The organism is Zophobihabitans entericus, from assembly GCF_011745665.1.
Classification (GTDB): Bacteria; Pseudomonadota; Gammaproteobacteria; order Enterobacterales; family Orbaceae; genus Zophobihabitans; species Zophobihabitans entericus.
Window position 1 is genome coordinate 312381 of the sequence record NZ_CP050253.1, and the last position, 24655, is coordinate 337035.

Annotated in this window: 24 protein-coding genes; 5 read left to right on the plus strand and 19 right to left on the minus strand. The window is 39.5% G+C overall.

Translation table 11 applies throughout. The features are described 5' to 3' along the window. Positions 1–6 precede the first annotated feature (6 nt). From IPMB12_RS01440 to fabZ, 9 genes are all read right to left on the minus strand, one after another. Entirely contained in the window at positions 7–672 is a 666-nt protein-coding gene (locus IPMB12_RS01440) for a class II aldolase/adducin family protein (protein WP_166914232.1), read from the minus strand. 54 nt (positions 673–726) lie between these two features. Then, on the minus strand, positions 727–2790 hold the full coding sequence (locus tag IPMB12_RS01445) for a BglG family transcription antiterminator (protein WP_166914234.1): 2064 nt from the start codon (positions 2788–2790) through the stop codon (positions 727–729). A gap of 71 nt (positions 2791–2861) precedes the next feature. Further along, positions 2862–4253 carry a PTS galactitol transporter subunit IIC gene (locus IPMB12_RS01450; protein ID WP_166914236.1) on the minus strand — a complete coding sequence of 464 codons (1392 nt, stop codon included), beginning with the start codon at positions 4251–4253 and terminating at the stop codon, positions 2862–2864. 35 nt (positions 4254–4288) lie between these two features. Then, the gene (locus IPMB12_RS01455) at positions 4289–4567 is read right to left on the minus strand and encodes a PTS sugar transporter subunit IIB (RefSeq protein WP_166914238.1); all 279 of its coding nucleotides are present in this window, start codon (positions 4565–4567) and stop codon (positions 4289–4291) included. Positions 4568–4589: 22 nt separating this feature from the next. After that, positions 4590–5054 carry a PTS sugar transporter subunit IIA gene (locus IPMB12_RS01460; protein WP_166914240.1) on the minus strand — a complete coding sequence of 155 codons (465 nt, stop codon included), beginning with the start codon at positions 5052–5054 and terminating at the stop codon, positions 4590–4592. Between the two features lie 567 nt (positions 5055–5621). Continuing rightward, the gene (gene rnhB, locus IPMB12_RS01465) at positions 5622–6212 is read right to left on the minus strand and encodes a ribonuclease HII (RefSeq protein ID WP_166914242.1); all 591 of its coding nucleotides are present in this window, start codon (positions 6210–6212) and stop codon (positions 5622–5624) included. Then, positions 6212–7366, minus strand: coding sequence for a lipid-A-disaccharide synthase (gene lpxB / locus IPMB12_RS01470; protein WP_166917654.1), 1155 nt, complete (start codon positions 7364–7366; stop codon positions 6212–6214). Before lpxB ends, rnhB begins: the two co-directional genes overlap by 1 nt. A 25-nt stretch (positions 7367–7391) precedes the next feature. Beyond that, positions 7392–8183, minus strand: coding sequence for an acyl-ACP--UDP-N-acetylglucosamine O-acyltransferase (gene lpxA, locus IPMB12_RS01475; protein ID WP_166914244.1), 792 nt, complete (start codon positions 8181–8183; stop codon positions 7392–7394). Between the two features lie 21 nt (positions 8184–8204). Then, entirely contained in the window at positions 8205–8651 is a 447-nt protein-coding gene (fabZ, locus tag IPMB12_RS01480; protein ID WP_166914247.1) for a 3-hydroxyacyl-ACP dehydratase FabZ, read from the minus strand. Positions 8652–8878: 227 nt separating this feature from the next. Between fabZ and fkpA the strand changes: the two genes are divergently transcribed. The 3 genes from fkpA to tusC are packed head-to-tail and all read left to right on the plus strand — an operon-like array spanning position 8879 to position 10421. Continuing rightward, the gene (gene fkpA, locus IPMB12_RS01485) at positions 8879–9661 is read left to right on the plus strand and encodes an FKBP-type peptidyl-prolyl cis-trans isomerase (RefSeq protein ID WP_166914248.1); all 783 of its coding nucleotides are present in this window, start codon (positions 8879–8881) and stop codon (positions 9659–9661) included. A 33-nt stretch (positions 9662–9694) separates the two neighbouring features. Further along, positions 9695–10063, plus strand: a complete 369-nt coding sequence (gene tusD / locus IPMB12_RS01490; protein ID WP_407704064.1) for a sulfurtransferase complex subunit TusD — start codon at positions 9695–9697, stop codon at positions 10061–10063. A 10-nt stretch (positions 10064–10073) separates the two neighbouring features. Beyond that, positions 10074–10421, plus strand: coding sequence for a sulfurtransferase complex subunit TusC (tusC, locus tag IPMB12_RS01495; RefSeq protein WP_166914253.1), 348 nt, complete (start codon positions 10074–10076; stop codon positions 10419–10421). Positions 10422–10425: 4 nt separating this feature from the next. On the opposite strand, the gene ispC is transcribed toward tusC, so the two are convergent. The 9 genes from ispC to def all read right to left on the minus strand — a co-directional run bounded on the left by ispC (position 10426) and on the right by def (position 21665). Then, positions 10426–11613 carry a 1-deoxy-D-xylulose-5-phosphate reductoisomerase gene (gene ispC, locus IPMB12_RS01500; protein ID WP_166914255.1) on the minus strand — a complete coding sequence of 396 codons (1188 nt, stop codon included), beginning with the start codon at positions 11611–11613 and terminating at the stop codon, positions 10426–10428. Positions 11614–11922: 309 nt separating this feature from the next. Beyond that, positions 11923–13311 (minus strand): hypothetical protein, encoded by a 1389-nt coding sequence (locus IPMB12_RS01505; protein WP_166914257.1) that lies wholly within the window; start codon positions 13309–13311, stop codon positions 11923–11925. 723 nt (positions 13312–14034) lie between these two features. Then, positions 14035–15537 (minus strand): hypothetical protein, encoded by a 1503-nt coding sequence (locus tag IPMB12_RS01510; RefSeq protein ID WP_166914259.1) that lies wholly within the window; start codon positions 15535–15537, stop codon positions 14035–14037. A gap of 562 nt (positions 15538–16099) precedes the next feature. Then, on the minus strand, positions 16100–16657 hold the full coding sequence (frr, locus tag IPMB12_RS01515) for a ribosome recycling factor (RefSeq protein WP_166914261.1): 558 nt from the start codon (positions 16655–16657) through the stop codon (positions 16100–16102). Between the two features lie 21 nt (positions 16658–16678). Further along, on the minus strand, positions 16679–17419 hold the full coding sequence (gene pyrH / locus IPMB12_RS01520; RefSeq protein WP_166914263.1) for a UMP kinase: 741 nt from the start codon (positions 17417–17419) through the stop codon (positions 16679–16681). 120 nt (positions 17420–17539) lie between these two features. After that, the gene (tsf, locus tag IPMB12_RS01525) at positions 17540–18397 is read right to left on the minus strand and encodes a translation elongation factor Ts (protein WP_166914265.1); all 858 of its coding nucleotides are present in this window, start codon (positions 18395–18397) and stop codon (positions 17540–17542) included. A gap of 101 nt (positions 18398–18498) precedes the next feature. Continuing rightward, positions 18499–19230, minus strand: coding sequence for a 30S ribosomal protein S2 (gene rpsB / locus IPMB12_RS01530; RefSeq protein WP_166914267.1), 732 nt, complete (start codon positions 19228–19230; stop codon positions 18499–18501). 290 nt (positions 19231–19520) lie between these two features. Further along, a complete protein-coding gene (locus IPMB12_RS01535) occupies positions 19521–20993 on the minus strand; it encodes a hypothetical protein (protein WP_166914269.1) in 1473 nt (490 codons plus the stop codon). 165 nt (positions 20994–21158) lie between these two features. Further along, positions 21159–21665: a peptide deformylase gene (gene def / locus IPMB12_RS01540; RefSeq protein ID WP_166914271.1), complete on the minus strand. Its 507-nt coding sequence runs from the start codon at positions 21663–21665 to the stop codon at positions 21159–21161. A gap of 110 nt (positions 21666–21775) precedes the next feature. Here def and dprA point away from each other — a divergent pair, with 110 nt between their 5' ends. Next, positions 21776–22876, plus strand: a complete 1101-nt coding sequence (gene dprA, locus IPMB12_RS01545; protein WP_166914274.1) for a DNA-processing protein DprA — start codon at positions 21776–21778, stop codon at positions 22874–22876. 372 nt (positions 22877–23248) lie between these two features. Next, positions 23249–23812, plus strand: a complete 564-nt coding sequence (tsaC, locus tag IPMB12_RS01550; protein WP_166914276.1) for an L-threonylcarbamoyladenylate synthase type 1 TsaC — start codon at positions 23249–23251, stop codon at positions 23810–23812. A gap of 29 nt (positions 23813–23841) precedes the next feature. On the opposite strand, the gene IPMB12_RS01555 is transcribed toward tsaC, so the two are convergent. Continuing rightward, positions 23842–24615, minus strand: a complete 774-nt coding sequence (locus IPMB12_RS01555; RefSeq protein WP_166914278.1) for a Cof-type HAD-IIB family hydrolase — start codon at positions 24613–24615, stop codon at positions 23842–23844. Positions 24616–24655 lie beyond the last annotated feature (40 nt).

Below are 24655 nucleotides of genomic sequence, written 5' to 3' on the forward strand. Positions count from 1 at the left end.
TCAGTACTATTTATTTTTAAATTTAATTTGTGACGGATAAGCCCAGCTTTGTAGCTCTTCTGGTTTGAAGCTTGGCGGCTCTTTACCGCCATTGATCATCAGTGCGTGATAGTAAATTTCTGCCATCTCTTCGATATAAGCGGACTTCAAAACCGCATCGTATGGGTCAGCATCTACTGCGATAGCGCCGTGTTTTTCCATCAAAATCGCATCAGCACGTTTAAATGGTTCAATCACGCTGTTAGACAGATCAGGTGTACCCGGACGACCATATGGTGCAACAGGAATCACTCCATCTTTTAACTTAAGAATGGCGCACTCATAAACGACTGCCGGAATTGGTTTTGCCAGTACCGCAAAAGACGTTGCATAGATAGAGTGAGTATGAGAAACCGCAAAAATATCCGGACGAGTTTTATAAATTTCCAGATGCATTAAACATTCGCTGGTTGGGCGCAGACCTGATTCATTTTCAATCACGTTAGCATCCAAATCCATCACTACGATATCGCGCGTAGTCAGCAACTTTTTGTCTAAAGATGTTGGAGTGACAAGCACATAGCCGGTCTCTTTATCACGCACACTTGAGTTACCTGCTTTATGCTTACAAAGACCCCATTCTTCCGCTTTTTTAGCCATATCTACAACATGCTGTTTTTGAATCGTTAACATCTTGACTGCTCCTTTTATCAGAAAAAACGTAATTAATTCATTAAGATGAATTAATCATTGGTAACTATTAAATAATGCCCGAATATCCTGTCGATCTTTAGCCTGACGAATTTTGGTAGCACCATCATGAAATTCTAAAAACTCATTGAGCTGTGCTAAGGCTTTTAAATGTTTCTGCGGATTATTCGTGGCCAGCACAATAATCAAATCAGCCTGCATATATCCACAGATATCAATCTTTTCAGGTAGTCTTAATAACGACATACAGACTTGATTAACGCCGTCTTCAATCCCTGCATGAGCGATGATTAAGCCATCAACCAACATAATGTAAGGGTGATCTAAATGAATTTTATTCACCATGCGTTCAACGTAATATTCCTGAATTTGTTCAGTAGCAATAACGGGCTCTGATGCGAGGGCAATAGCTCTTTCCCAGTGAATATCTGGCTGCTCAGTAATGTGAATATTTTCCAGCGGTAACAAGTCTGAGAGTGACGGCGTTTCTGAACGCAACAGACGATTAGAGAGATCCTGGTGCTCTTCCTGATACAAGTAATTGAGCAGATCTTTTTGCAGATTTTTACGGTCATGAATGATGCCGTATTTCTCAATGATAAACATCAGGTCTTCAATCTGAATGATATTAGGGTCAACACCTTGTAGCGCACTGATCACCTGAGAGCGAAACGCGTTTTTATGGAAACTGGTCAGAGACGGATTAATAGTGAACAGCAATTTATCGGTCGTTAATGCGGTGGTAGAAAATACCACGTCATAATAGCGATTATATTTTTCAAACTCACGTTTAGACATCGCAGCAGCAAAGTGAAGCTCTGGTAGCAATACTTGTAGCGTCAGGTACAGATAAGTAGAAACAGTCGCACTGTTTTCACACACTACAATCGCGATTTTTTTAGTTTTGATTTGGTTGATCATCCCTTCACGGGTGAGCCAACCGCCAAATAATACGGTCAGGAAGGCCGCTTCTTCATCCGGAATTTCACAGTGCAGCATCGTTTCAAACGGTGCAATGGCACGTCTGACCATTTCATGCAGATGACCAAATTCTTGCAGAACAATATCGTAAACACTGTTTACGTTTGAAATATGGTAACGAATACGGTAATAAGCGGGTTTCCAGTGCTGGTAAATACGTTCAATCAGCTCACCCTTATCTTTAAACGTAATGCAGCTAATCTGTTCAAAATTATCCACAACCGTGATAACACTTTTTAGCAGTACAGTATCGATATGAAAATCCTTATCTGACACCGTCTGGATATTTGAGCTTTGTACCAGAACGGTTAAAAAAATCTGTTCTTTACGCTGGGTGATACCAAATTTTTCAATCAGTTTTTGCACTAAAGCAAAATCACGGCTATCTTCTGCTTCGATGTAGCTATCTGGTAATTGTTTGATGGTTTTCCCCATCTCAATCCGTTGCAGAATAAAACCAATAAAATAAGTCAACTCTTGTAGTTGTTGATCGGTAAATTGAATTTTGAGTCGTTTCTCAATTTCACTAAATACCTGACCTATATGCTCCAGGCGACCCACAGTAATGCTACTGTGTTGTAAAAATATTTTCTGTGCCACCGGCATATTTAAGATTTTGCGGACAATTTTAAGCAGCAAGTGACGTTTATCGATCTCTGTACCGGCAATACGATAACCATTCTCCCGGTCATAATTGACCTGCATATGGTATTGACTGAGAATACTCTGAACTTTCTTAATATCATTAATAATCGTATTTTGACTCACCATCAAAGACGATGACAGATGAATCAAAGAGAGCTTTTCACTACGTGTCAGCAAAAAGAAGACAATCAAATGTGTACGTTCATCTTCAGAGAACAGGTAACGATGAATCTTCATCGGTTCCTGTTGATTACGGAAATTATCAATCACCGGTTTTGGTACACACAATTTACCGGTTTTAAGCCGGGTGATAGGCTCAAATTGATTAGACTGCAAATAATCATTAATTTTTTGGATGGTGTAGCTCAGCTGCTTACGGGTCAGTTTAAATTGTGCTTCCAGCTCCACACCAGTGATACTTGGATCACTGACTATGGCATCCAAAACATCATGAATTCTTTTATCTACAATCATCTCGCCGGGCTCCTATCTAAGCTTCAGGCACAATCACTTGTGCCTGATTGATTATGAGAGATAGTGTTTAATTATTCTTTTACTTCCTGGCTCGCTGCTAAATCAGCTTTTTCTTCTTTTCTTAGTTCACGTGCATAGAAGAAATACCCCACTGCCCAGAAGACACCCAGAGCAAGTGGAACAAAGTTGCCTCTTAAGAAAGTGAATAAGAAAGAGAATACATAAGTGAATACCGGGGCATCGATTGAGCTATTAGAAATTAACTGACCAGCCGGAATATCGATCGCTTTAGTGGCTAAACCAAGTTCGGTAATCATCGGAGCAAATGCAGTACCAATCAGTAAGAAGAATGGTACTCCAATGATGCTTAGAATTACCATACGCAGTGTATTACCTTTAGTAATTAAGTAAGCCGGTACAATCAGCGCGATATTGATAATACCCGCAAATGGTAGAATTTTATTGCCTGGTAAAATAACTGCCCAGATTAAGGTAATTGGAATAGCAACGATCACTGCAAACCAGATTTCACTCGCACCACCCATAAATGGCCAGTCGATTCCGACGTGTAATTTACGACCAGCAAAACGTTTATTCATATACTCGCTGATCGCTTCAGAAATTGGCGATAATGCTTGCATGAACAGTTTTGAGATCATCGGGAATAGCATCAGCGCGGTTGCCGCTTGTACACCCAGCATTAAAATAGCCGCGACATCATAACCAGCAATAATTCCGAAGATAATACCAAGAATAAAACCGATCACATGATTTTCAGCAAAGATACCTACTTTTTCACGTAGTGCTGCGGCATCCATCGGGCGATTTAACGCCGGAATTTTACGTAGTAAAACGTCAAACGGATAATAAATCGCACCAAAGAAGATCATACGGTGAGTACAAGTAACACCCGGAATACCCGTTAGTTTTTCAATACGATGTTGATGAATATCGCCTGCATTAAGCTCCATAATGATTTGGAACGAGGCAATGACAAAGGCTAAAATCAGGCTTGGTACCGCACCAAAGATTGGTGTTGTTACCGCTACCACGATAAAAGCAGTAAAGATTTTACCCCAGACATTCCATAAATCGGCGTTGAAGGTATCGGTCTTTTTCAGCATTAACATGACGATGTTAATACCCACTTGTAGTGGGAACATCGCAAAAGCGTATGGCCATGCCCATGACACGTTAGCCATGGTTGTCCAGCCACCATCAATAATACTGAGTTCTAAGCCGGTTCTGGCCATCATGGTTTGTGCTGCTGCACCAATTGCACTCACCATAAAACCGATCAACATACTCATACCAACGAATGCCACACCAAGTGTGATCGCGGCTGATACGGCATTTTTCAGTTTCATTTTTACTGCCAGCCCAGCAATAAGCATGATAAAGGGTACAAAAACAGGTGCCCCGAGATTTAGAATATAATTTATAACTGATCCAAGAAACTCCATCTGTATTCTCCTGTGTTCAGAACATTGGCTGGTGCTTATTTACAAGCATCAATAATTTTTTGTAGTTCTGCATCCATGCCCATCCCAGTCAGGAATGAGATACCATTGATGACTGGGATCGGATACTCCTTATCCACTTTAGTTATAGCGATATAAGCAGCACTGTCTTTGATGTGTGTATCAAGGGATTTAAGATCGATCACTTCAACCTTAATATTGTTATGACCTTTTTCTTGCAGTAAACGCGACACTTTACTGGCAACTGTTTGTGAAGTAGCAACGCCACTTCCGCATGCAACAATAATTTTTTTCATAGATCCTTGCTCCTTTAGATAGTTAGAACTGAACAGATGACGTTAAAAATTGCACAATCTCCTCTGAAGTCTGTGCCACTTTTAAGTGCTGCATAAATTGCTCATCGCTCAGATTTCCCATAAGTGCTTGTAATAAATTGATGTGTCCGTCTTTATCCATAAAACCGAGTAGAAAGATAAAGCTCACATCAAGAATGTGATCATTGTTTGCCATCTCACACCACGGCACAGAGCCTTTCACGCGCGTAAACGCAATAAAAGGCTTAATGATATGTTCGATATCAGTATGAGGAAGTGCCACAGCATCAGGTTCGGTAGGGAGTGCGGTTGGATAGTCGTTTTCCCGTGCTTTAATAGCATCTAAAAACGAATCGCGCACATAGCCTTTCTGTTTGAGGACAGGAAAGATAAAATCAAAAAATTCATCAGAATTTTTAAACGATTTATCTAAAAAAGTTAATTCGTCAAAAAACAAATTTTTACTCATGAAGATTCTCCAATTTTATATCCCTGATGAAAGTATAAAAAAGATATCTATTCAGGATTTGTTGAAGAAATTGTAGATAAAATGCGAGCAAGTCACTAACTATATTGATACCAAAAAATATCCTACATTTTGCGCATCACAGGGACGAGGCAGATAAAATGAAATATATCAATGACGTCTGATGAGAATTGCGGGATTTAATTAATGAAAAAATAATTCAATTAATTGGGGAATACGTGCATTTCTACGGAGCATAAAAATGTTAGGTTGCGCGACATAGTCGCGCTTGTAGATCTTAGGGCGGTGAGATTTGAATTTGATGGAGAGCGTATTCCATAGGTCTTAGCGAGTCCTCGAGCGGGAGCCTATGGTGTACGGTAGGCCATCAAACTCACAGAATCTGCCATATCACCCAAACACCCTGCAAATAACACTATCAGGCCTTACGTTGCGCAAGGGCGGCGCAGTCCGCCCCACACACCATACTAAAACAAACACTACACAAAACGACACGCCAGCGGGGCGTGCTCCCCGCCAAAACACCCTGCTAATAGCCGCACAAAATCACTATTTAAGTAACTTTCTGACCGGTGCAAAACTGGTACGATAATGCTGATTAACACCGTGCAAGGTAATTGCGTCCATATGGGCTTTAGTTGGATAGCCTTTATGCTGCGCCAAACCGTATTGTGGATACTGCTTATCCAGCTCAATCATTTCACGATCGCGGGTCACTTTAGCCAGAATTGAAGCAGCACTGATTTCAGCCACTAAGCTATCACCTTTAACTACTGTTTGTGTGGCGATACCAAAAGCTGGAGCCTGATTACCATCAACCAATACAAAATCAGGCTGAATACTAAGCCCTGCAATAGCACGCTGCATAGCCAGCATGGTGGCGTGCAGAATATTGAGTTGATCAATCTCTGCTACTGATGCGCGAGCCACACACCATGCCAGTGCGTTCTCTTTAATCACATCAAACAGCATTTCACGCTTTTTTTCAGTTAATTTTTTTGAATCTGCCAGCCCACTAATTGGCTTTTTGGGATCTAAGATAACCGCAGCGGTGACCACATCACCACACAAAGGACCACGGCCCACTTCGTCTACACCTGCGATTAACTTAGCGTTTGGATACACAAATAGAGTGTTCATTAAGATTTTTGCTCAATTAAAGATAAAACTGCGTGTGCTGCCTGCTCATCAGCACCGCACCGGATCTGTTGGTGCAACTCTAAAAATAGGGATTTTAACTGACTGTCTTCATGCTCAAGCAGCGGCTGAACATGTTTGACAATATTTTCTGGCGTGCAGTCATCTTGCAGAAGTTCTGGCACAATTTCTCGCCCCGCCAAAATATTTGGTAATGAAACATACGGTGTTTTAACCAGTTTTTTAGCCAGCCAGAAAGTAAATGGCTTCATTTTATAAGCGACCACCATCGGGCATTTTGCCAGCATACATTCAAGTGCTACGGTACCAGAGGCCAGGATAGCTGCATCGCTGGCGATCATCGCTTCTCTGGCCTGACCATCAAGAAGATGAAGGGTAAAATCAGGCGCAATTTGCTGTTTAATGGCTTCAAACTCATGGCGACGTTTTTGATTTGCCAGTGGCACAACAATATGCAAATCCGGATAGCGCTCTTTTAATTGCTGCGCAGCACGAATAAATGGTTCACTAAGCAGTGTTACTTCAGCGTGGCGACTACCTGGCAGTAAAGACAAACAACGAGCATGTCCAGGAATCCCTAAATGCTGACGGGCCGCGAGTTTATCAGGGTTTAGATCGATATCATCTGCCATTTTATGACCGATAAATCTGGCCGGTACGTCAAACTTATCGTAGAAAGCTTTTTCAAACGGTAAAAAGACTAAAATCAGATCGGTATTGCGTTTGATTTTAAAGACGCGTTTTTGCTTCCACGCCCAGACAGATGGGCTAACGTAATGTACAGTTTTAATTCCGGCTTGTTTGAGTTTACCCTCTAAAGAGAGGTTAAAATCTGGCGCATCGATACCGATAAATACATCCGGCTTAAGCTGTTTAAAGCGCTGAGTAACATCACGACGAATCGCTAAAATACGGCGCAAACGACCAAGCACTTCAACAATGCCCATAACGGCTAGCTCTTCCATCTCATACCATGCTTCACAACCTTCAGCTTGCATGCGTGGACCAGCAATACCGACAAAACGGACATTAGGATTGTGTTGTTTGATGGAACGAATGAGACCGGCACCAAGAATATCGCCCGACGTTTCACCAGCAACTAATGCAATAGTGATTGGTCGGGCGCTGTCAGTCATCATCGATTGAACTTATCGACTGGATTTAACGGATAATACCGCGAGTTGAACGGGCAAAGAAATCGGTAAATAGTTTAGCATCATCATGCTCTGCCGCGATTTTCTCAATTTCTACTTTTGCTTCATCAAGCGTTAAACCACTACGGTACAGTGCTTTATAACTATTACGGATAGCGTTCATGCCTTCTTTGCTAAAGCCACGACGTTTTAAACCTTCAAAGTTAACACCAAATGGTGTCGCGTGATTGCCTTGGGCAATTACATAAGGAGGAACGTCTTGTGCCACGCCGGAACAGCCACCAACCATCGCATGCGCACCAATTACACAGAACTGATGCACCGCAGTCATGCCACCAATAATCGCAAAATCATCAACCGCAACGTGACCACCCAGTGTCGCATTGTTAGCAAAAATACAACGATTACCCACGATACAGTCATGAGCAATATGAGCATTGACCATAAACAGGTTATCACTGCCGATCTTAGTCAGGCTACCACCTTGTGTGGTACCGCGATGAATAGTCACACTTTCGCGAATACGATTACGATCACCAATCTCGGTACGAGTTGGTTCACCTGCGTATTTAAGATCTTGATTCACTTCACCAATTGAGGCAAATTGGTAAATCTGATTATCTTTACCAATCTTAGTCACACCATTAATAACAACATGTGATTTTAAAATCGTTCCATCGCCGATTTCTACATCAGCACCGATATAACAGAAAGGGCCAATTTTTACATTAGCTCCGATGATCGCCCCATCTTCAATAACTGAACTAGGGTGAATAACTGCCGTTTTATCTACTGCCATAGAATTTTCCTTTGCTCAAACTTATTTACGAGCACACATCATATCTGCTTCGCAAACCAGTTTACCATCAACTGTTGCCACACCATGGAATAATGCAATCCCACGACGCTCTTTAATGTAATCAACATCAAGTACTATTTGATCGCCAGGCACAACCGGACGTTTAAAACGAGCGTTATCAATTGAAGCAAAATAGTAAAGCTGGCCAGGTGTTAACTCTTCAATGCTTTTGAATGCTAAAATACCTGTAGCTTGTGCCATCGCTTCTAAAATTAATACACCAGGGAAAATAGGCTTGTTAGGAAAATGCCCCTGAAAGAAAGGTTCGTTGACAGACACGTTTTTAATCGCGCGCAAAGATTTGCCTTTTTCATAGCTGATGACGCGGTCAACCATTAGGAATGGATACCGGTGTGGTAATAGGCGAATAATCTCTTCAATATCAAGAGAGTTTAGTTCAGTAGTCAAAATAACGCTTCCTTCTGAAATGAATTTAGGGTGCATTATACCCGATGTTTGGTTGCTAAGGAATACGCATTAATTGCTGTATTTTTTTAGCACTTCTGTTACTAGCACCTTTATTCGTAGATAAATTGGTATATAATACTGAAAAATCATATAAATTGAGCTTTAGCTGCCATAACCAATAGCTAAAGTTAAATTCAGTCGTCCCACACCTATTTTTGGAGAATCACATGAGATCATTGGTAAAAATGACACTAGTTGGAAGTGCCATTATTTTTGCTTTAACAGGATGTAATGATAAACAGGATGCAAAAGCGCAGCTTGATACGCAAGCGCAAAAAGAATCCTATGCAATGGGCGCATCATTTGCTGGTTATGTAAAATCAACACTCGATATGCAACAACTTACTTTAGATAACGAGTATGTTATTAAAGGTTTTGCTGAAACTTTCCGTGGTGAAGGCCAATTAACTGAAGCAGATAACCAAAAAATCTTAACTGAATTTAGTCAACGTGTACAAGCAGAAGCTAAAGAACGTCAGGAAAAAGAAGCAGCTGAAAGCGTCGCTGCTGGTGATAAATTCCGTCAGGAATTTGCTGCACAACCAGGTGTAAAACAAACTGAGTCAGGTCTTTTATATCAAATCCTTGATACCGGTTCAGATCGTCACCCAACAGTTGAGGATGTTGTTATCGTTCACTATAAAGGTTCTTTAGTGGATGGCAGAGAGTTTGATAGCTCATATGCACGTTCAGAACCAGCAACATTCCCACTTATGGGTGTAATTCGTGGCTGGAGCGAAGGTATTCAATTAATCGGTGTTGGTGGCAGAATCAAACTTGTCGTTCCACCTGAACTTGCTTACGGTGAACGTAGTATCCCTGGTGGCCCGGACAGCGTTGGTATTCCATCACAATCAACACTAGTATTTGAAGTTGAATTACTAGGCATTGATGGTGATAACTCAATGCCGGGAGAAGGTGAACTTTCTCAACCAGAAGCTGCTGAGTAATTAATCACAATAGCAATGGCCAGTCATGCATCTTTGCGTTACACCATTGTGATTACGGGTCCCGCTTATGGGACCCAACAATCTTCCTGCGCTTATCAATTCATTCATACTTTACTGACACAAACTCCACACACTATTCATACAATCTTTTTTTATGAAGACGGCGTTTATAATGCTAATGATTTCATTCGCCCGGCGAATGATGAATTTAATCTGGTTCAGGCGTGGCAGAATTTAGCCAGTCAATTTAATTTATCACTGGTGACCTGTGCCTCTGCTGCTTTGCGTCGTGGTGTTATACAAGACGAAAAACACAATAACCTTACAGATCATTTTCAGGTGAGCGGTCTGACAGCGCTGAGTGCCGCTATAGCCAATAGCGATCGGGTTATCCAGTTTTAAGGGCGCGATAATGAAGAAAATTGCCATTGTTATCACAAGTCCACCACACGGTACCGCTAAAGGGCGGGAAGCACTGGACGCAGCACTGTCATTATCAGATTTAAATGAGGTTTCTCTGTTTTTTATCGGTGATGGTATCTATCATCTGTTACCAAACCAACAACCTGATAAAATCCTGGCCAGAGATTATATTGTGACCTTTGGAGTGTTAGAGCTTTATGATATTGAGCAATGTTATATCTGTGAGAATGATATGATTAATTTACCAGAAGGTAACAGAGTCATTCCGGTCATTACACTGGATCAAAATACCTTCTCTTTGAAGTTACATCAAAGTGATCATATTCTTACTTTCTAAGACGTTATCCCTTTAGCTGCCTGTTCATCTCTGCTCTTGCCCATTCATCAATAGCAAATACATCATCAATGGATGCTGGTTCAGACAGAACAGATTTAGAAAGTACCTGTTCAATATAATGAGCAATCTCCATAAAACCAATCTGATGATTTAAAAAAGCTTCAACGGCAATTTCATTAGCAGCATTGAGCACAGTTGTTGTGGCCTGACCGGCATTAAATGCATCAATAGCGAGTTTTAAACAAGGATAGCGCTCAAAGTCAGGTTGTTTGAAGGTAAGTTCTGATAAAGACAAAAAGTCGAGCGGTGGCACACCAGATTTAATCCGGTTTGGATAAGACATAGAATAAGCAATAGGTGTACACATATCCGGATTACCAAGCTCTGCGATCACAGAACCATCACTATAACGTACCATAGAATGAATAATTGATTGTGGATGAACAATAATTTCCATCTCTTGAGGGCTCGCATTAAATAACCAGCGTGCTTCAATATATTCAAGGCCTTTATTCATCATAGTCGCAGAATCAACCGAGATTTTTTTACCCATCGACCAGTTAGGATGAGCAACGGCTTGCTCTGGTGTAACATGCTTTAAATCTTCAATTGGCGTATACCGGAATGGTCCACCAGAACCAGTCAGCACAATCTTAGTGACACCGTGCTCCGCCAAAGAGGCAAAGCCTAAATTGGTTTGTACTTCAGCTGGTAAACTTTGAAAGATCGCATTATGTTCACTATCAACGGGTAATAACTCAGCCCCATATGTTTTGATGGCTTGCATAAACAAGTGGCCACAAGTGACGAGCGATTCTTTATTAGCCAGTAAAATACGCTTACCTTTTTTAACTGCTGCCAGAGTAGGCTTAAGTCCGGCAGCACCAACAATAGCAGCCATCACCTGATCAACTTCCGGTAGCTGTGCTAAATCACAAATCGCCTGCTCACCACTCAGTACTTTAGTAGTTAAATTTGCTTGTTGAAGGTTATGTTGTAATTGTTTAGCGGCATTCTCATCTGCCATAGCTGCGTATATTGGCTTAAACTCAAGGCATTGCTCAGTCATTTTCGCCACATTGACTCCACCCACTAAGGCATAAGCTTTAAATAAAGTCGGATTTTGACGAATAACCGATAATGTACTACACCCGATTGAGCCGGTTGACCCAAGAATAGTCAAATTTTTCATATACACAGATTACACAAACCAAAGATGAGGTACGATAACGCAAAGTTTTTAATTAAACAACCAATACCATCAGAAAATAATCAGGAGATAAAAGAAAGAGCTTATTCGCTCATGGGATATAGCAACTAATTCTTATCAGGCTGATAACATAAAAATAGTTGAATATAACGATAAAGATACTTCTATTACCAATGGTGTGATTACTGGTTATAAAGAACTGCTATTAATTGCTTGAGTTAATTCTGATGACAAAAAAGGCGCTAATCAGCGCCTTTGTATTTGTGCATCATTGATAAAATGACGACCTTACTATTGGCTGGCACATACCACACGTTGAGTGAATAACCCGCCACTCTGTGAAATTGCTGCCATACCTGAGTTGGTAACCCAATAAGATTGAGTCGCGCTATATTTTTCACCGGTAATGTAGTGTTGAGATGACTCATAATAGAAATCACTATCCGGGAATTTTGCTGAACTTGAGTTATAGAAAGGTGTACCCCACTCTGCAAACACCGGTCCAATAGCATGGCCAACACCCGTATCTCTCGGTGCTACATTTGGATCAGGATTCGTGCCATTATTGGCTCCGGTAATAGGATCGTATGGAGGGTAAGCTGTTGCATCTGATTGTGTTGAGTTACTCAGGTCTGCACGCGTTACCGGTCGGTATCCACTCATCGTATTACAATAATTAAGTGCATCATCAACAGATGTGGATACGCCAAAATATTTAGGGATAAACCATTTGGTAATTCGGAATTTATAAATGACTGCACTAAACGCATCTTTTACTTCAAATGTCACAGGGCCACTAAATGGTACGGGACCAAGTCCACCCGTATCACCAGAACTTGGTCCTGTGAGTGAAACATAAAGTGTCGTACTATTTTTAACAGAGACAGTTGCTGAAATATTAGAATCGCTTGGTGTTTTAGTGACCTGCCAGTTGAGATCGGGATTAGTGGCATCAAGTCCACTAATACTTACCCTAAAATAGGCCCCATTAAAACCTGTGGTTGGAAAGCTTTTTGATAAATCATCCGTGTGTGCAAAACCCCAGCCACCACCAGCTATCCAGTTTGCATCATTGACAGCACCAGTATAGCTAGTCGTCGTCGCAGAACCTGCAGCACCAAGTACTGTAATAGGGCGGAAATTAATAAAATAGCGATTCATCGCACCCTTACTAATTCCAAGGGTTTCATCCGGGTAATATCGCTCCCGAGGGTCACCAAATAGTGTACTCACCTTTAGTTTTGATTCTAATATAACGTATGGTCGAATATTAGCCGCCATTAACTGAGTAAATCGCTGGTTCATTTGCTCTTCTGTTAAAGGAATGAGTGAACCATTATTGTAGTCATAAACAGTTCCTGTCGTACTATCAATAGTCATGTTCTTCCCAAAATTATCAAGGTCTTGATCTATTACACTAGGTCGTACATAAGAACTCTCTACATGTGACATTTTCGCGACTAGAGCAGCGGGAGTCAGTAAGAGAGGACTTTCCGGAGAGAGCGCATCATCAAAATACTCTTGATAATCACCAAGGCTGGTATAGACATACCTATTACCATACTTTACGTCTAAAAAAGTGACATCTTCTTCATTTTGTAATTGTGCTTCAGTTGCTGCATCTAAACGCGGTGCATTGCCTTGAATTGTCCCGGCCGTTCCCGCAGAGAGGGCTGCCATAACCGGTGATGATAAATATAAACTGGTTATACAAAGTAAAAGAAATAAGGTAATCTTATTGATTAATTTAACATGTACCGATTTGAATAAATTGATAATACATTTTATGCACATAACGTTTCATCCTGTATTTTTATTACAAAAGATGACAACGCCGTAGCCTGCCAGCGATTAGACATACCCATTCCCCTTACATCCCCTTTAACCACATAATTATTTTTTTGTTGGCTAAACATTGTTTTCTATACTTTTGTTTACTGTTATTAATGATGCTAAATCACCATTAATTGATTTTTATCTAACTGCTTACTTAAAATAAAAAAATCGGCTAATTATCAATTAATAATCAATGAAATAAAAATCGTTTATAACGATCGATTAGATAAATTATGATAGATAAAATTGATTAATATATAAATATTGATCGTTGAAATTTATTTTAATGATATAGAAAAAAATAATAAAAATCAAATGGTAATATGCGAAAAAGTAGGAAAATCAGAACTTAATAAATTAGATGCATAAATATTGATATATTGAATAGATTTATTAGGTAAAAAATGTGCGAAGATACAAATAACCTAAAATCTGGAAAAGTAGGTGATAACTAACCAGTACTTTTATCTAAAAAGATAAATTTGTGAGACAGTAACAAGAATTTAGAAAAATAAAAAGACGCTAATTAGCGTCTTTTTATTTTTTAGCCAGATAAGATAGAATAAATTATTGACTAACACAGACAATATTTTTTACCGTAGTCGTAGGAATAGATGAACCACGATCAATACTGCCAGAATAATTCACTCGATAATAGAATGCATCACTATAACGCTCATTGGTTAAGTAACCTTCATACACTTTGCCAGCAAAGTCACTGGCAGGATAATACTTGTCACCTCCATATGATGATGGATATCCCCATTCAGAAAATAAAGGACCAATAGCATGCCCTGCGGCAACAGAGTCAGGTATTGGGTTGGTGCCATTATTTGCGCCAGTTATTGGATCATAAGCAGGGTAAGTAATCGGATTTGCATGAGCAGTATTAGTCAGCTCAGCGCGGGTCACTGAACGATAACCACTCATCGTATCGCAATAATTAAGTGCTGTCGCAATAGGTGTTGCTACGCCAAAGCTTTTAGGTATAAACCACTTTGTAATCTGAAACTTATAAGAAAGTGCATTTAACGAATCCTTTACTTCAAATGTAACTGGACCATTAAAAGGCACAGGACCCAGTCCATTTGTGTCGCCAGAGCTTGGTCCGGTGAATGACACAATCACCGTTTTACTATCCTGAACAGATACTGTTGCGTTGATATTTGAACTACTTGGGGTTTTAATCACTTGCCAGTTAAGGTCAGGATTAAGCGCATTAAATCCAGTAATATTTAATTTCATAAAAGCGCCATTAAAGCCTGTTGTTGGAAAGCTTTTAGATAAATCCGTTGTTGGAATAAAGCCACTAGTACTACCCCAGTTAGCATCATTTCCTGCACCTGATGAGTTTATGACTAAAGCGCCTGTTGCGCCTAACACACCAAGGTTAGAAAAGTTAAGGAGCACTCTACGCATAGGAGTCTGAGGAACACCAATACTGGCATCAGGATAGTACCGGACATTTGGTGTACCATATTGTGTCGTTAGCTTCACAACAGACTCTAATTTTAAATAAGTCTGGATATTAGCAGCAATTAACTGGCTAAAACGCAAATTCATCTGTTCCTCTGTTAGAGGAATAAGTGACCCGCCATTATAGTTATAAATTGTGCCTTTCGTATTTTCTACACTAAATACAAAATTACGGTCACCATCACTATCTACCGGGCTAAGAGAAACATAGGTACTCACTACATTAGAAACATCATTTAAAAATGATGCCGGTGTCATTGCAGTAGGATCTTCTTTTTTTAAGGCCAAATCAAACCAATACTGAGGATTGGAGCGTGTATCAATCAATGTACTTTTATATTGCATATTAAAAAATGGCGCATCTGCACCATTGATTATATCTGTTTCATGAGCAAAATTGATACGAGGCGCATTGCCTACAATAGAATTTGCTGTAGTTGCAGATAAAGCAGAAGCTACAGAAGGCAGCAAACATAAGCCTGTAACCAATAAAAGAGGACCATGTACTAACTTTTTCGCCTTAAATGAAATGAGTTTATTCATTCCAAATAACATAGGCTTAAAAGAATGTTTTTTATTAAAAATTATAGACATACCTTCACCTCTAATTGTAAATAGTGATTTTTATTTACAGCAGATGAAGGCAAGACGACCTGCCAACAGTTAGACATAGTTTATTTCCCTTCCATTCCATCTTGCTTAACCACATAATTGTGTTTTTAGTTGGCTAAGTTTTATTATTATAGTACTGCGTTTATTTCGACTAACAATGAACCTATATCACCATTAATTGATTTTTATCTAATTGATAATTAAAAAGATAAAATCAGCATGATTATCAGTTAATAATCAAGGAAATAAAAATCGTTTATAACGATCAATCAAATAAAATACAATAGATAAATCTTATTGATAACTTATAAATTGATCGTTGAAATTTAATTTAATAATAATGGAAAATACCATACAAATCAAATGGTAAAGCTCAAGAAAAACATAAAAAAACGAATTAAAATATTAGATATATAAAAAGAGTGGCAACATATTCTATTATAAGAGAAAACTTCATTTTTAATTAAAGAAATAGAAAGGATAATTAGGCAATAAAAAGCCCGAAAGAATCGGGCTTTTAATAAGATAGGTAATAATCTAAAAATTAGAATGCCATTAGCTCTTTTTCTTTTTCCGCTAAAATCACATCTAACTTTTTAATCATTGCGTCAGTAATTTTTTGAATCGCATCCTGTGCTTTACGCTCATCATCTTCTGAAATTTCTTTATCTTTCAGAAGTGCTTTGATTTGATCATTCGCATCACGACGGATGTTACGCACAGACACACGGCCTTGTTCTGCTTCACCACGAACAATCTTAGTTAAATCGCGGCGACGCTCTTCCGTTAATGGCGGAAGCGGTACACGGATAACAGTACCTGTTGAAGCAGGGTTTAAACCTAAGTCAGAAGCAAGAATTGCTTTTTCAACTGCCGCTGTTAGTGATTTATCAAATACGGTAATTGCCAGTGTTCTTGAGTCTTCCGCAACAACGTTAGCAAGTTGGCGTAAAGGCGTTGCAGAGCCATAGTATTCAACCTGAATACCATCCAGAATACTTGGTGATGCACGACCAGTTCTGATTTTAGAAATATGCGTATGGAAAGCTTCAAGACTCTTTTCCATACGTTGTTCAGTATCTTTTTGAATTTCATTCAGCATAATAAAAACCTTTTCTATTAATTAACAACCAGCAGGCTGATTATTAATGAGTGTACCTTCTTTCTCACCCATAATAACACGACGCAAAGCACCAGGTTTGTTCATATTGAAAACACAAATAGGTAAATTGTGATCACGAGCAAGTGTAAAAGCTGCTAAGTCCATTACTTTCAATTCATCATCCAGTACTTTAGCATAATTTAGTGTTTCATACAGTGTTGCATCAGGATTGGTTGCTGGATCAGATGAGTAAACGCCATCAACTTTAGTGGCTTTTAACACGATATCCGCTTCGATTTCAATGCCGCGTAAACACGCTGCTGAATCTGTAGTAAAGAATGGATTACCAGTACCGGCAGAGAAAATTACCACTTTGCCATGACGCAATAAACTGATCGCTTCTGTCCAGCTGTAGTCATCACACACACCATTTAATGGAATAGCTGACATTAAACGCGCATTCACATAAGCACGGTGCAATGCATCACGCATCGCCAGACCGTTCATCACAGTTGCCAGCATACCCATGTGGTCACCCACAACACGGTTCATACCAGCTTTAGCAAGTCCAGCACCACGGAACAAGTTACCACCACCAATAACAACACCAACCTGAATTCCCATTTCGATCAATTCTTTAATCTCAAGCGCCATACGATCAAGTACAGTAGCATCGATGCCAAAGCCTTCATCGCCTTGTAGTGCTTCACCACTTAGCTTTAACAGAATACGGTTATAAACGGGTTTTGTATTTGTGATCATTGTGAAATCCTGGCAAACAAATTTGTGATTGTTATTCTATTAATAAACATCTACTACGTAAATATTAATTTATATAAACAAAACCGCCAGAGCGGCGGTTTAATTTTAAAAATACTTTAATTAAGATTGCTTCGTCATTGCAGCAACTTCAGCTGCGAAGTCAACTTCAGCTTTCTCAATACCTTCACCAACTTCAAAACGGATGAAGCCAGTTACTGTAGCATTCTTCTCTTTTAGTAAATCACCAACTGTTTTGCTTGGATCCATAACAAATTGTTGACCTGTTAAAGAGATTTCACCAGTGAATTTACGCATACGGCCTTCGACCATTTTCTCTGCGATTTCACGTGGTTTACCAGATTGCATAGCGATATCAATTTGGATTTGACGTTCGTGATTAACAACCTCAGCTGAAACATCAGCAGGATTTAAATAATCAGGTTTGCTTGCAGCAACATGCATTGCAATGTGCTTAACTAACTCTTCGTTAGCGCCAGTTGCAGCTACAAGAACACCGATACGTGCACCATGTAAGTAAGAACCTACTTCACCACCAGAGATTTGAGCCACACGACGAATTGTGATGTTTTCACCAATTTTCGCTACCAGTGCCGCACGCTCATCTTCAAATTTAGCTTGTAGTGCAGTGATATCAGTGATTTTATCTGCTAGTACTGCGTCAGCTACTTTATTACTGAATGCTAAGAAACCAGCATCACTTGCTACGAAGTCAGTTTCACAGTTAATTTCTAAGATATAACCTGTTTTCTTATCTGCAGAGATACGAGTAATGATCACACCTTCAGCAGCAACACGGCCTGCTTTCTTAGCCGCTTTTGCCTGACCTGATTTACGCATATTGTCAATTGCAAGCTCGATATCGCCATTTGCTTCAACTAATGCTTTTTTACATTCCATCATACCTGCGCCAGTACGTTCACGCAGTTCTTTTACCATAGCAGCAGTTACTTCAGCCATTTTCTAATCCTCTTTTCATTTTATGCTTACCGGATAAGGTAAACTCAATAAAAAAATAGGGGTGAATTCCCCCTATTTAAAACTTAACCTTCTAAATAGTCTTACTCAGCAGCTGCTTCAGCAAAACTTGCTTCAGCCGGAGCCTGGTTTTGAGAACGACCAGCGCGCACTGCATTAGCTACAGAAGTAACATATAGTTGGATTGCACGGATTGCATCGTCGTTACCAGGGATAACGTAGTTAATACCATCTGGATCAGAGTTAGTATCAACAACAGCAAATACCGGAATACCTAAGTTGTTAGCTTCTTTGATTGCGATATGTTCATGATCAGCACCGATAACGAAAATCGCATCTGGTAAACCGCCCATGTTTTTAATTCCGCCCAAACTATTTTCTAATTTAGCCATTTCACGAGTACGCATTAACGCTTCTTTTTTCGTTAATTTTTCAAGTGTACCGTCTTGAGTTTGAGTTTCGATATCTTTTAAACGTTTGATTGATTGACGTACTGTTTTCCAGTTAGTCAACATACCACCTAACCAACGGTGATTAACGTAGAATTGGTCACAGCTTAATGCTGCTTCTTTTACTGCTTCGCTTGCTGCACGTTTTGTACCAACAAATAGAATTTTACCTTTGCGAGAAGCAATTTTGTTTAACTCAGTTAACGCTTCGTTAAACATAGGTACAGTTTTTTCTAAGTTGATGATATGAACTTTGTTACGTGCACCGAAAATGAATGGTTTCATTTTTGGGTTCCAGTAACGAGTTTGGTGACCGAAGTGAACACCCGCTTGCAGCATGTCGCGCATAGATACAGTAATAGTCATGATTTCCTCATTTGACAATTGGGGTTATGCCTCCACATATCCTGTTCAGACCGACCTTTATCAGTGATAAAAGCACCCCGGCGAATAGTGGTGATATGTGTGTGTTATAACGTTAGTTAATATTAAATAAAATTTAGGTATAAGAATACCGGAGCGTTTTATACCATAGTTACAGATAAATTACCAGCTTTAGTAAAAAATTTAGCTAAAATTCCATAACGCGTTTTATACAGAAAAAAGTTTAAACGGAAACAGGGCTGATAATATACCAGCCCATCACTCACTATTTATTATTTACGAGATGAGACACACATTGTACTCATACAAAATGGATTACTCCCCACAGAACCGCCACATAAAGAGACTCCACTCCCACCTTGCGGATCAATACCAAGACCACCATCCTCAGCATTGACATAGTAATAACGGTCACCCGCTTCACCAGGACCACATCCCCACGGGCCAGTACAGCTTGAAGGAACAGCAATCTCTTTTAATGGGTAATATTGCCCTTGCTGTGAACCATTTAGCCACCAGTCACTACCGATATAGTAGGTATTAACCGTGCTACCCCATTCTGAATAGAGTCCGCCACCAATTTCCCGGGTATAGTTACCGTAAAAATCGATCCAGTTTTCACTTGCTGAACTGACGTGTGGATTATTAGTTAAATCCTTATGATAAGGATCGGTGTAACTACTACTCAAATCACTGCAATAATTATCTAATTTGGTTGCTGAGAAATACCCGCTTGAATCACTTATCGCAGCCTGAGTTGCCGGAATAAACCACTGATCGATCTTAAATTTATAAATAGCCACATCTTTTGTACCATCGCTGGCGGTAAGAACAATATCAGAAGGAGTATAAGCCAAAGGACTTGCTTCCGACGGGCCATTTAAAACCACTTTCACGCTACTACTTGTCAGCGGAGAGATATCAACACTAATCGCACTACTTCCGGTAATATTACTGCGCCAGATTAGTGAAGACGCATTAATATTAATTAAATTCAAATTAAATGAAGCTTTATTAAAACCTGTTGTTGGGAAGTTAGCACCGGTATGTTGAACCAAAAAGCCGTATTGGGTATCCCACTGTGAGCTCGCCCCTATAAACATACCCGTACCGTTCTGTAAATTTGGCTGGGCATAACACACACCTTGCGTTTTGATGACATAATCTTTGTGCGGTTGTAAGCCAGTACCATCATCAGTATAAGTTTGTGTATCTGGATCGCCATATTGAGTAGTCACCGTTATATCAGACAAAACTCTTAACTTAAGAACACCCTGAGGGAAAGTCGTGTTACAGATATTAGACTGAGCATTTAAAGATGAAGTAATATCAGTGATAGTGCCATTATTATCCACAATCCAGCGCACACTTAGTCTGGAGAGAGACATACTATCAAATTCATCTAAATCATCATCGTACATATCACCAGACACAAACGTCGGTGCCGGATTAGCAGATGCGGTGTAGTTTAACAGAGGAATTGCCAGAGACACATTAAGTGTCGACGCATTTCCAAGTCCATCACTATAGACATTACCATCAACTTCGAAGGCAAATTTATCTAAGGCTACTGCATGGTAATTAGGATAGCTTCCTTTAATGGTTTCCACACTGGCGGTACCAATAGCAGAAAAAGAAGAAGTCGCAAAAAAGAGTAAAAAAGCAGCAATAACAGGAAAAACCAAACGATACCAAATACTCTTATTATAACAATAAGAGAGCGGCATTTGTTTCATCTCATTCATAACAATTCCCAATAATTTTATAATTATTTTAGTACGAGAAATTATTACAATTTTTTTAGAGGTAATCTATTAACAGACTGTAAAGGTTGTGAAAAAAACAGCGAGCTATCTCACTGTTTTCAATAGTGGCTTTTTATTAAAATTTGATTTTTCATAATAAGTGATTTATCTGGATTCAAGTTTTGCCATTTTTTCAAGCTTCTTCTGAATTCGCTCACGTTTTAATGGGGAAAGATAGTCCACAAATAATTTACCCTCTAAATGGTCCATCTCGTGCTGAATACAGATCGCTAACAGATCATCAGCATCAATTTCATAAGGTTCGCCGTTACGATCAAGCGCTTTAATTTTAATTTTAGCCGCGCGCGGCACAAATCCCCGACAATCAGGAATGGATAAACAGCCTTCTTCAATACCTGTTTCACCCTCTTTAGAAATGACTTCAGGATTAATGATTACATAGACATGATCGCGATTTTCAGACACATCGATAACAATAATACGTTGATGAATATCGACCTGCGTTGCTGCCAGACCAATTCCTTCTTCTGCATACATTGTTTCAATCATATCATCAGCAATACGTTGAATCTCTGGTGTTACTTGCTCAACAGGTTTTGCTTTTTTTCTTAAACGCTCATCAGGAAAACGTAACACAGGTAAAATAGCCATAAATTTTTTGAACTTCCTCTAAAAATAAAACTGACAGTTAGCGCATATTGTAATCGTTAATTATTCTCATGAATAGCCAAAATCAACTATCGTTAAGATTACATTACTTTATGACTAAATATGAATTCCTCATTCGATTATCAATGATCAATGGGAAAAAACTATCTAAATTAAAAAAATACCCCATTAACTGGCATGAGCAACTTAATCCCAAAATGTTGCTTGAGCAATGTAATTTCACGCCAGAACAGCAACAGCAGTTTTTCTCTGTAGATAAACAAATAGTCACAACATCACTAAAATGGCTGGAAGATCCTAATCATCATTTAATTGATTATTTTCATGAATATTATCCGCCACTATTAAAACAGATATCGGCCGCACCATTATCGTTATTTGTGAAGGGGGATCCAGAATTATTGTCATCACCACAAATTGCAATGGTGGGTAGCCGGCAATTCAGCGAGTACGGCGCCCACTGGGCACGTCATTTTGCAGCTGAACTGGCGATAAATGGCATGACAATTACCAGCGGTTTAGCGCTGGGAATTGATGCTATATGTCACCGTGGTGCTCTTGATGTTTCTGGCAAAACAATCGCCGTTCTTGGTAGTGGTCTAAAACATATAACACCAAGTACTAATCACAGACTGGCGAAGGATATTTTAGAACAGCACGGCGCTATTATTTCTGAATTTTTACCGGAAGAACCCGCAAAAGCACAGCACTTCCCTCGTCGTAACAGAATTATTAGTGGTTTAAGTCTGGGGACTTTAATTGTTGAGGCATCAAAACAGAGCGGATCGCTGATTACTGCACGTTATGCACTGGAGCATAACCGGGATGTATTTGCCTTGCCGGGAGAGATCGGTGGTCTTAATAGCTCGGGTACTCACTGGTTAATTCAGCAAGGAGCTTATCTGGTAACCTCCCCAGTTGATATTTTAATGCATTTAAATCATGGGCTTAGTTGGATTTCAAACATTGAACAGTTTTCAGAAACTAAAGCGACAGAAAAACAAAATCAGGCCATGAGTCTGCATCCGGAGGTTTTTACACTTATTCGATATAACCCGGTACCGGCGGATAATATCGCAGATAAACTCTCTTTGCCTATTTCTGACGTGATGATTAAACTTTTGGAGCTTGAACTAGCGGGGATGATTAAGACTGTGACTGGTGGATATGTGAGGTCTGGTGGGGATTTTTAGGGTTGTGGGGGTTAGCTAGATCTTTTGAGGGTTTGGTGGAGCTATTAGCTTGGCGTGTGGGTCGGACTGCCCGCCCAGGCACATTGGTTTATTTGGTGTGGTTGCTGATTCTGTGGTGCGGTAGGCCATCAAGTCTCACGGATTTTGCAACAAAACTTTAAATCCACGACACATATTCAAAACAAAAACTATTGCGCATGGGCGGCGCTGTCCGCCCTGCACCCCATGCTTATAACATCACCAAAACCTAACTAACCCCAGAGAACCAGTAATAAAACCAAATAAACCATCACGCCGGATGGCGCTGTCTTCCTTTATTTTTCCCAAAAATCCGTTTATATTAAGCCGACATTGTTAGCAGAGGAACACAATATGGGACAACTTTCGTCAATTGATGAAGCAATAAAACATATTCATCAACATGAAGTTATTGCCTATCCAACTGAATCTATTTTTGGTTTAGGTTGTGATCCTGATGATGAACAAGCGGTGATGAAACTATTAAAACTCAAACAGCGCCCTATTGAGAAAGGCTTGATTTTGATTGCTGATAGTTATGAACAACTACGTCCTTATATCGATGACTCAACGCTGACAGAACAACAAAAGCAGACTATTTTTGCCTCGTGGCCAGGACCAGTTACCTGGGTATTTCCTAAACGTGCAACCACACCATTCTTCTTAACCGGACAATTTGACTCTATTGCAGTCAGAGTAACAAATCACCCTTTAGTTAAAGCCTTATGTCAGAAACTAGGAAAACCTTTTGTCTCAACCAGTGCCAACCTTTCTACTTACGAGCCTTGTAAGTCAGAACAAGAAGTTTATCAGCAATTCGGTCAGGATTTTCCAGTATTATCAGGAAAACTTGGCGGAAGAGAAAAACCCTCAGAAATCAGAGATGCCAAAACAGGACAGATCATACGTTTAGGTTAAAATATAACTTATTGATTTTATTAAATAAATTATATTAAACCAAACTTCTTCAGGCCATTCGCAATACCATCATGATTATTACTATCAGTAATATATTCAGCAAGGGCTTTAATTGGCTCAACAGCGTTACTCATAGCAACCGGATGATCGACAATTTTGAACATCTCAATATCATTCATACCATCGCCAAAAGCATAAGTCGGTACATCAGCAAAATTTTTCGCTGCCAGTAATTTTTTAATACCATTACCTTTTGAACCGCCTTTATTAAATACATCAACACAATAAGGCGTATTGCGAATAAATGTGAGTTCAGGAAAGGCTTTTGGATAATCCTGCTCACCATCCTGACAAAGCAGTAGCAACATCTGTATTGGATATTTATGATGTGCATTTGCATCAACAGGCGGAGGTGACTGCCTTAAATAGCGATATAAATCGTATGCCTGCTGACTATCATCAGAGATATGCATAGATTCATCGTTATAGAAAGCAACCGGAATATTCCTCTCTTTAGAAAAGGTCACTAAACGCTCAATCACACTTTTATCAATGTCATTAGTAAAAACTTGTTCACCACGATACAAAACACACTGACCATTCATCGCGACAATAGAATCCATTTTAGTCTGATCCATGATGTGTTTAACTTCACAAACCGTTCTGCCGGTTGAGATCATCGGAATAATATTATTTTTATGAAGTTGTTGTATTGCATTAATTGAACTGGTCGCTACAGTCACATCACTGGTCAGTAACGTGCCATCTAAATCAAAAAAGACAATCGCTTGTGGTTTACTCATCTCTTATCCATTAAAAACATCAGTTAAAACTTTTGTTAGC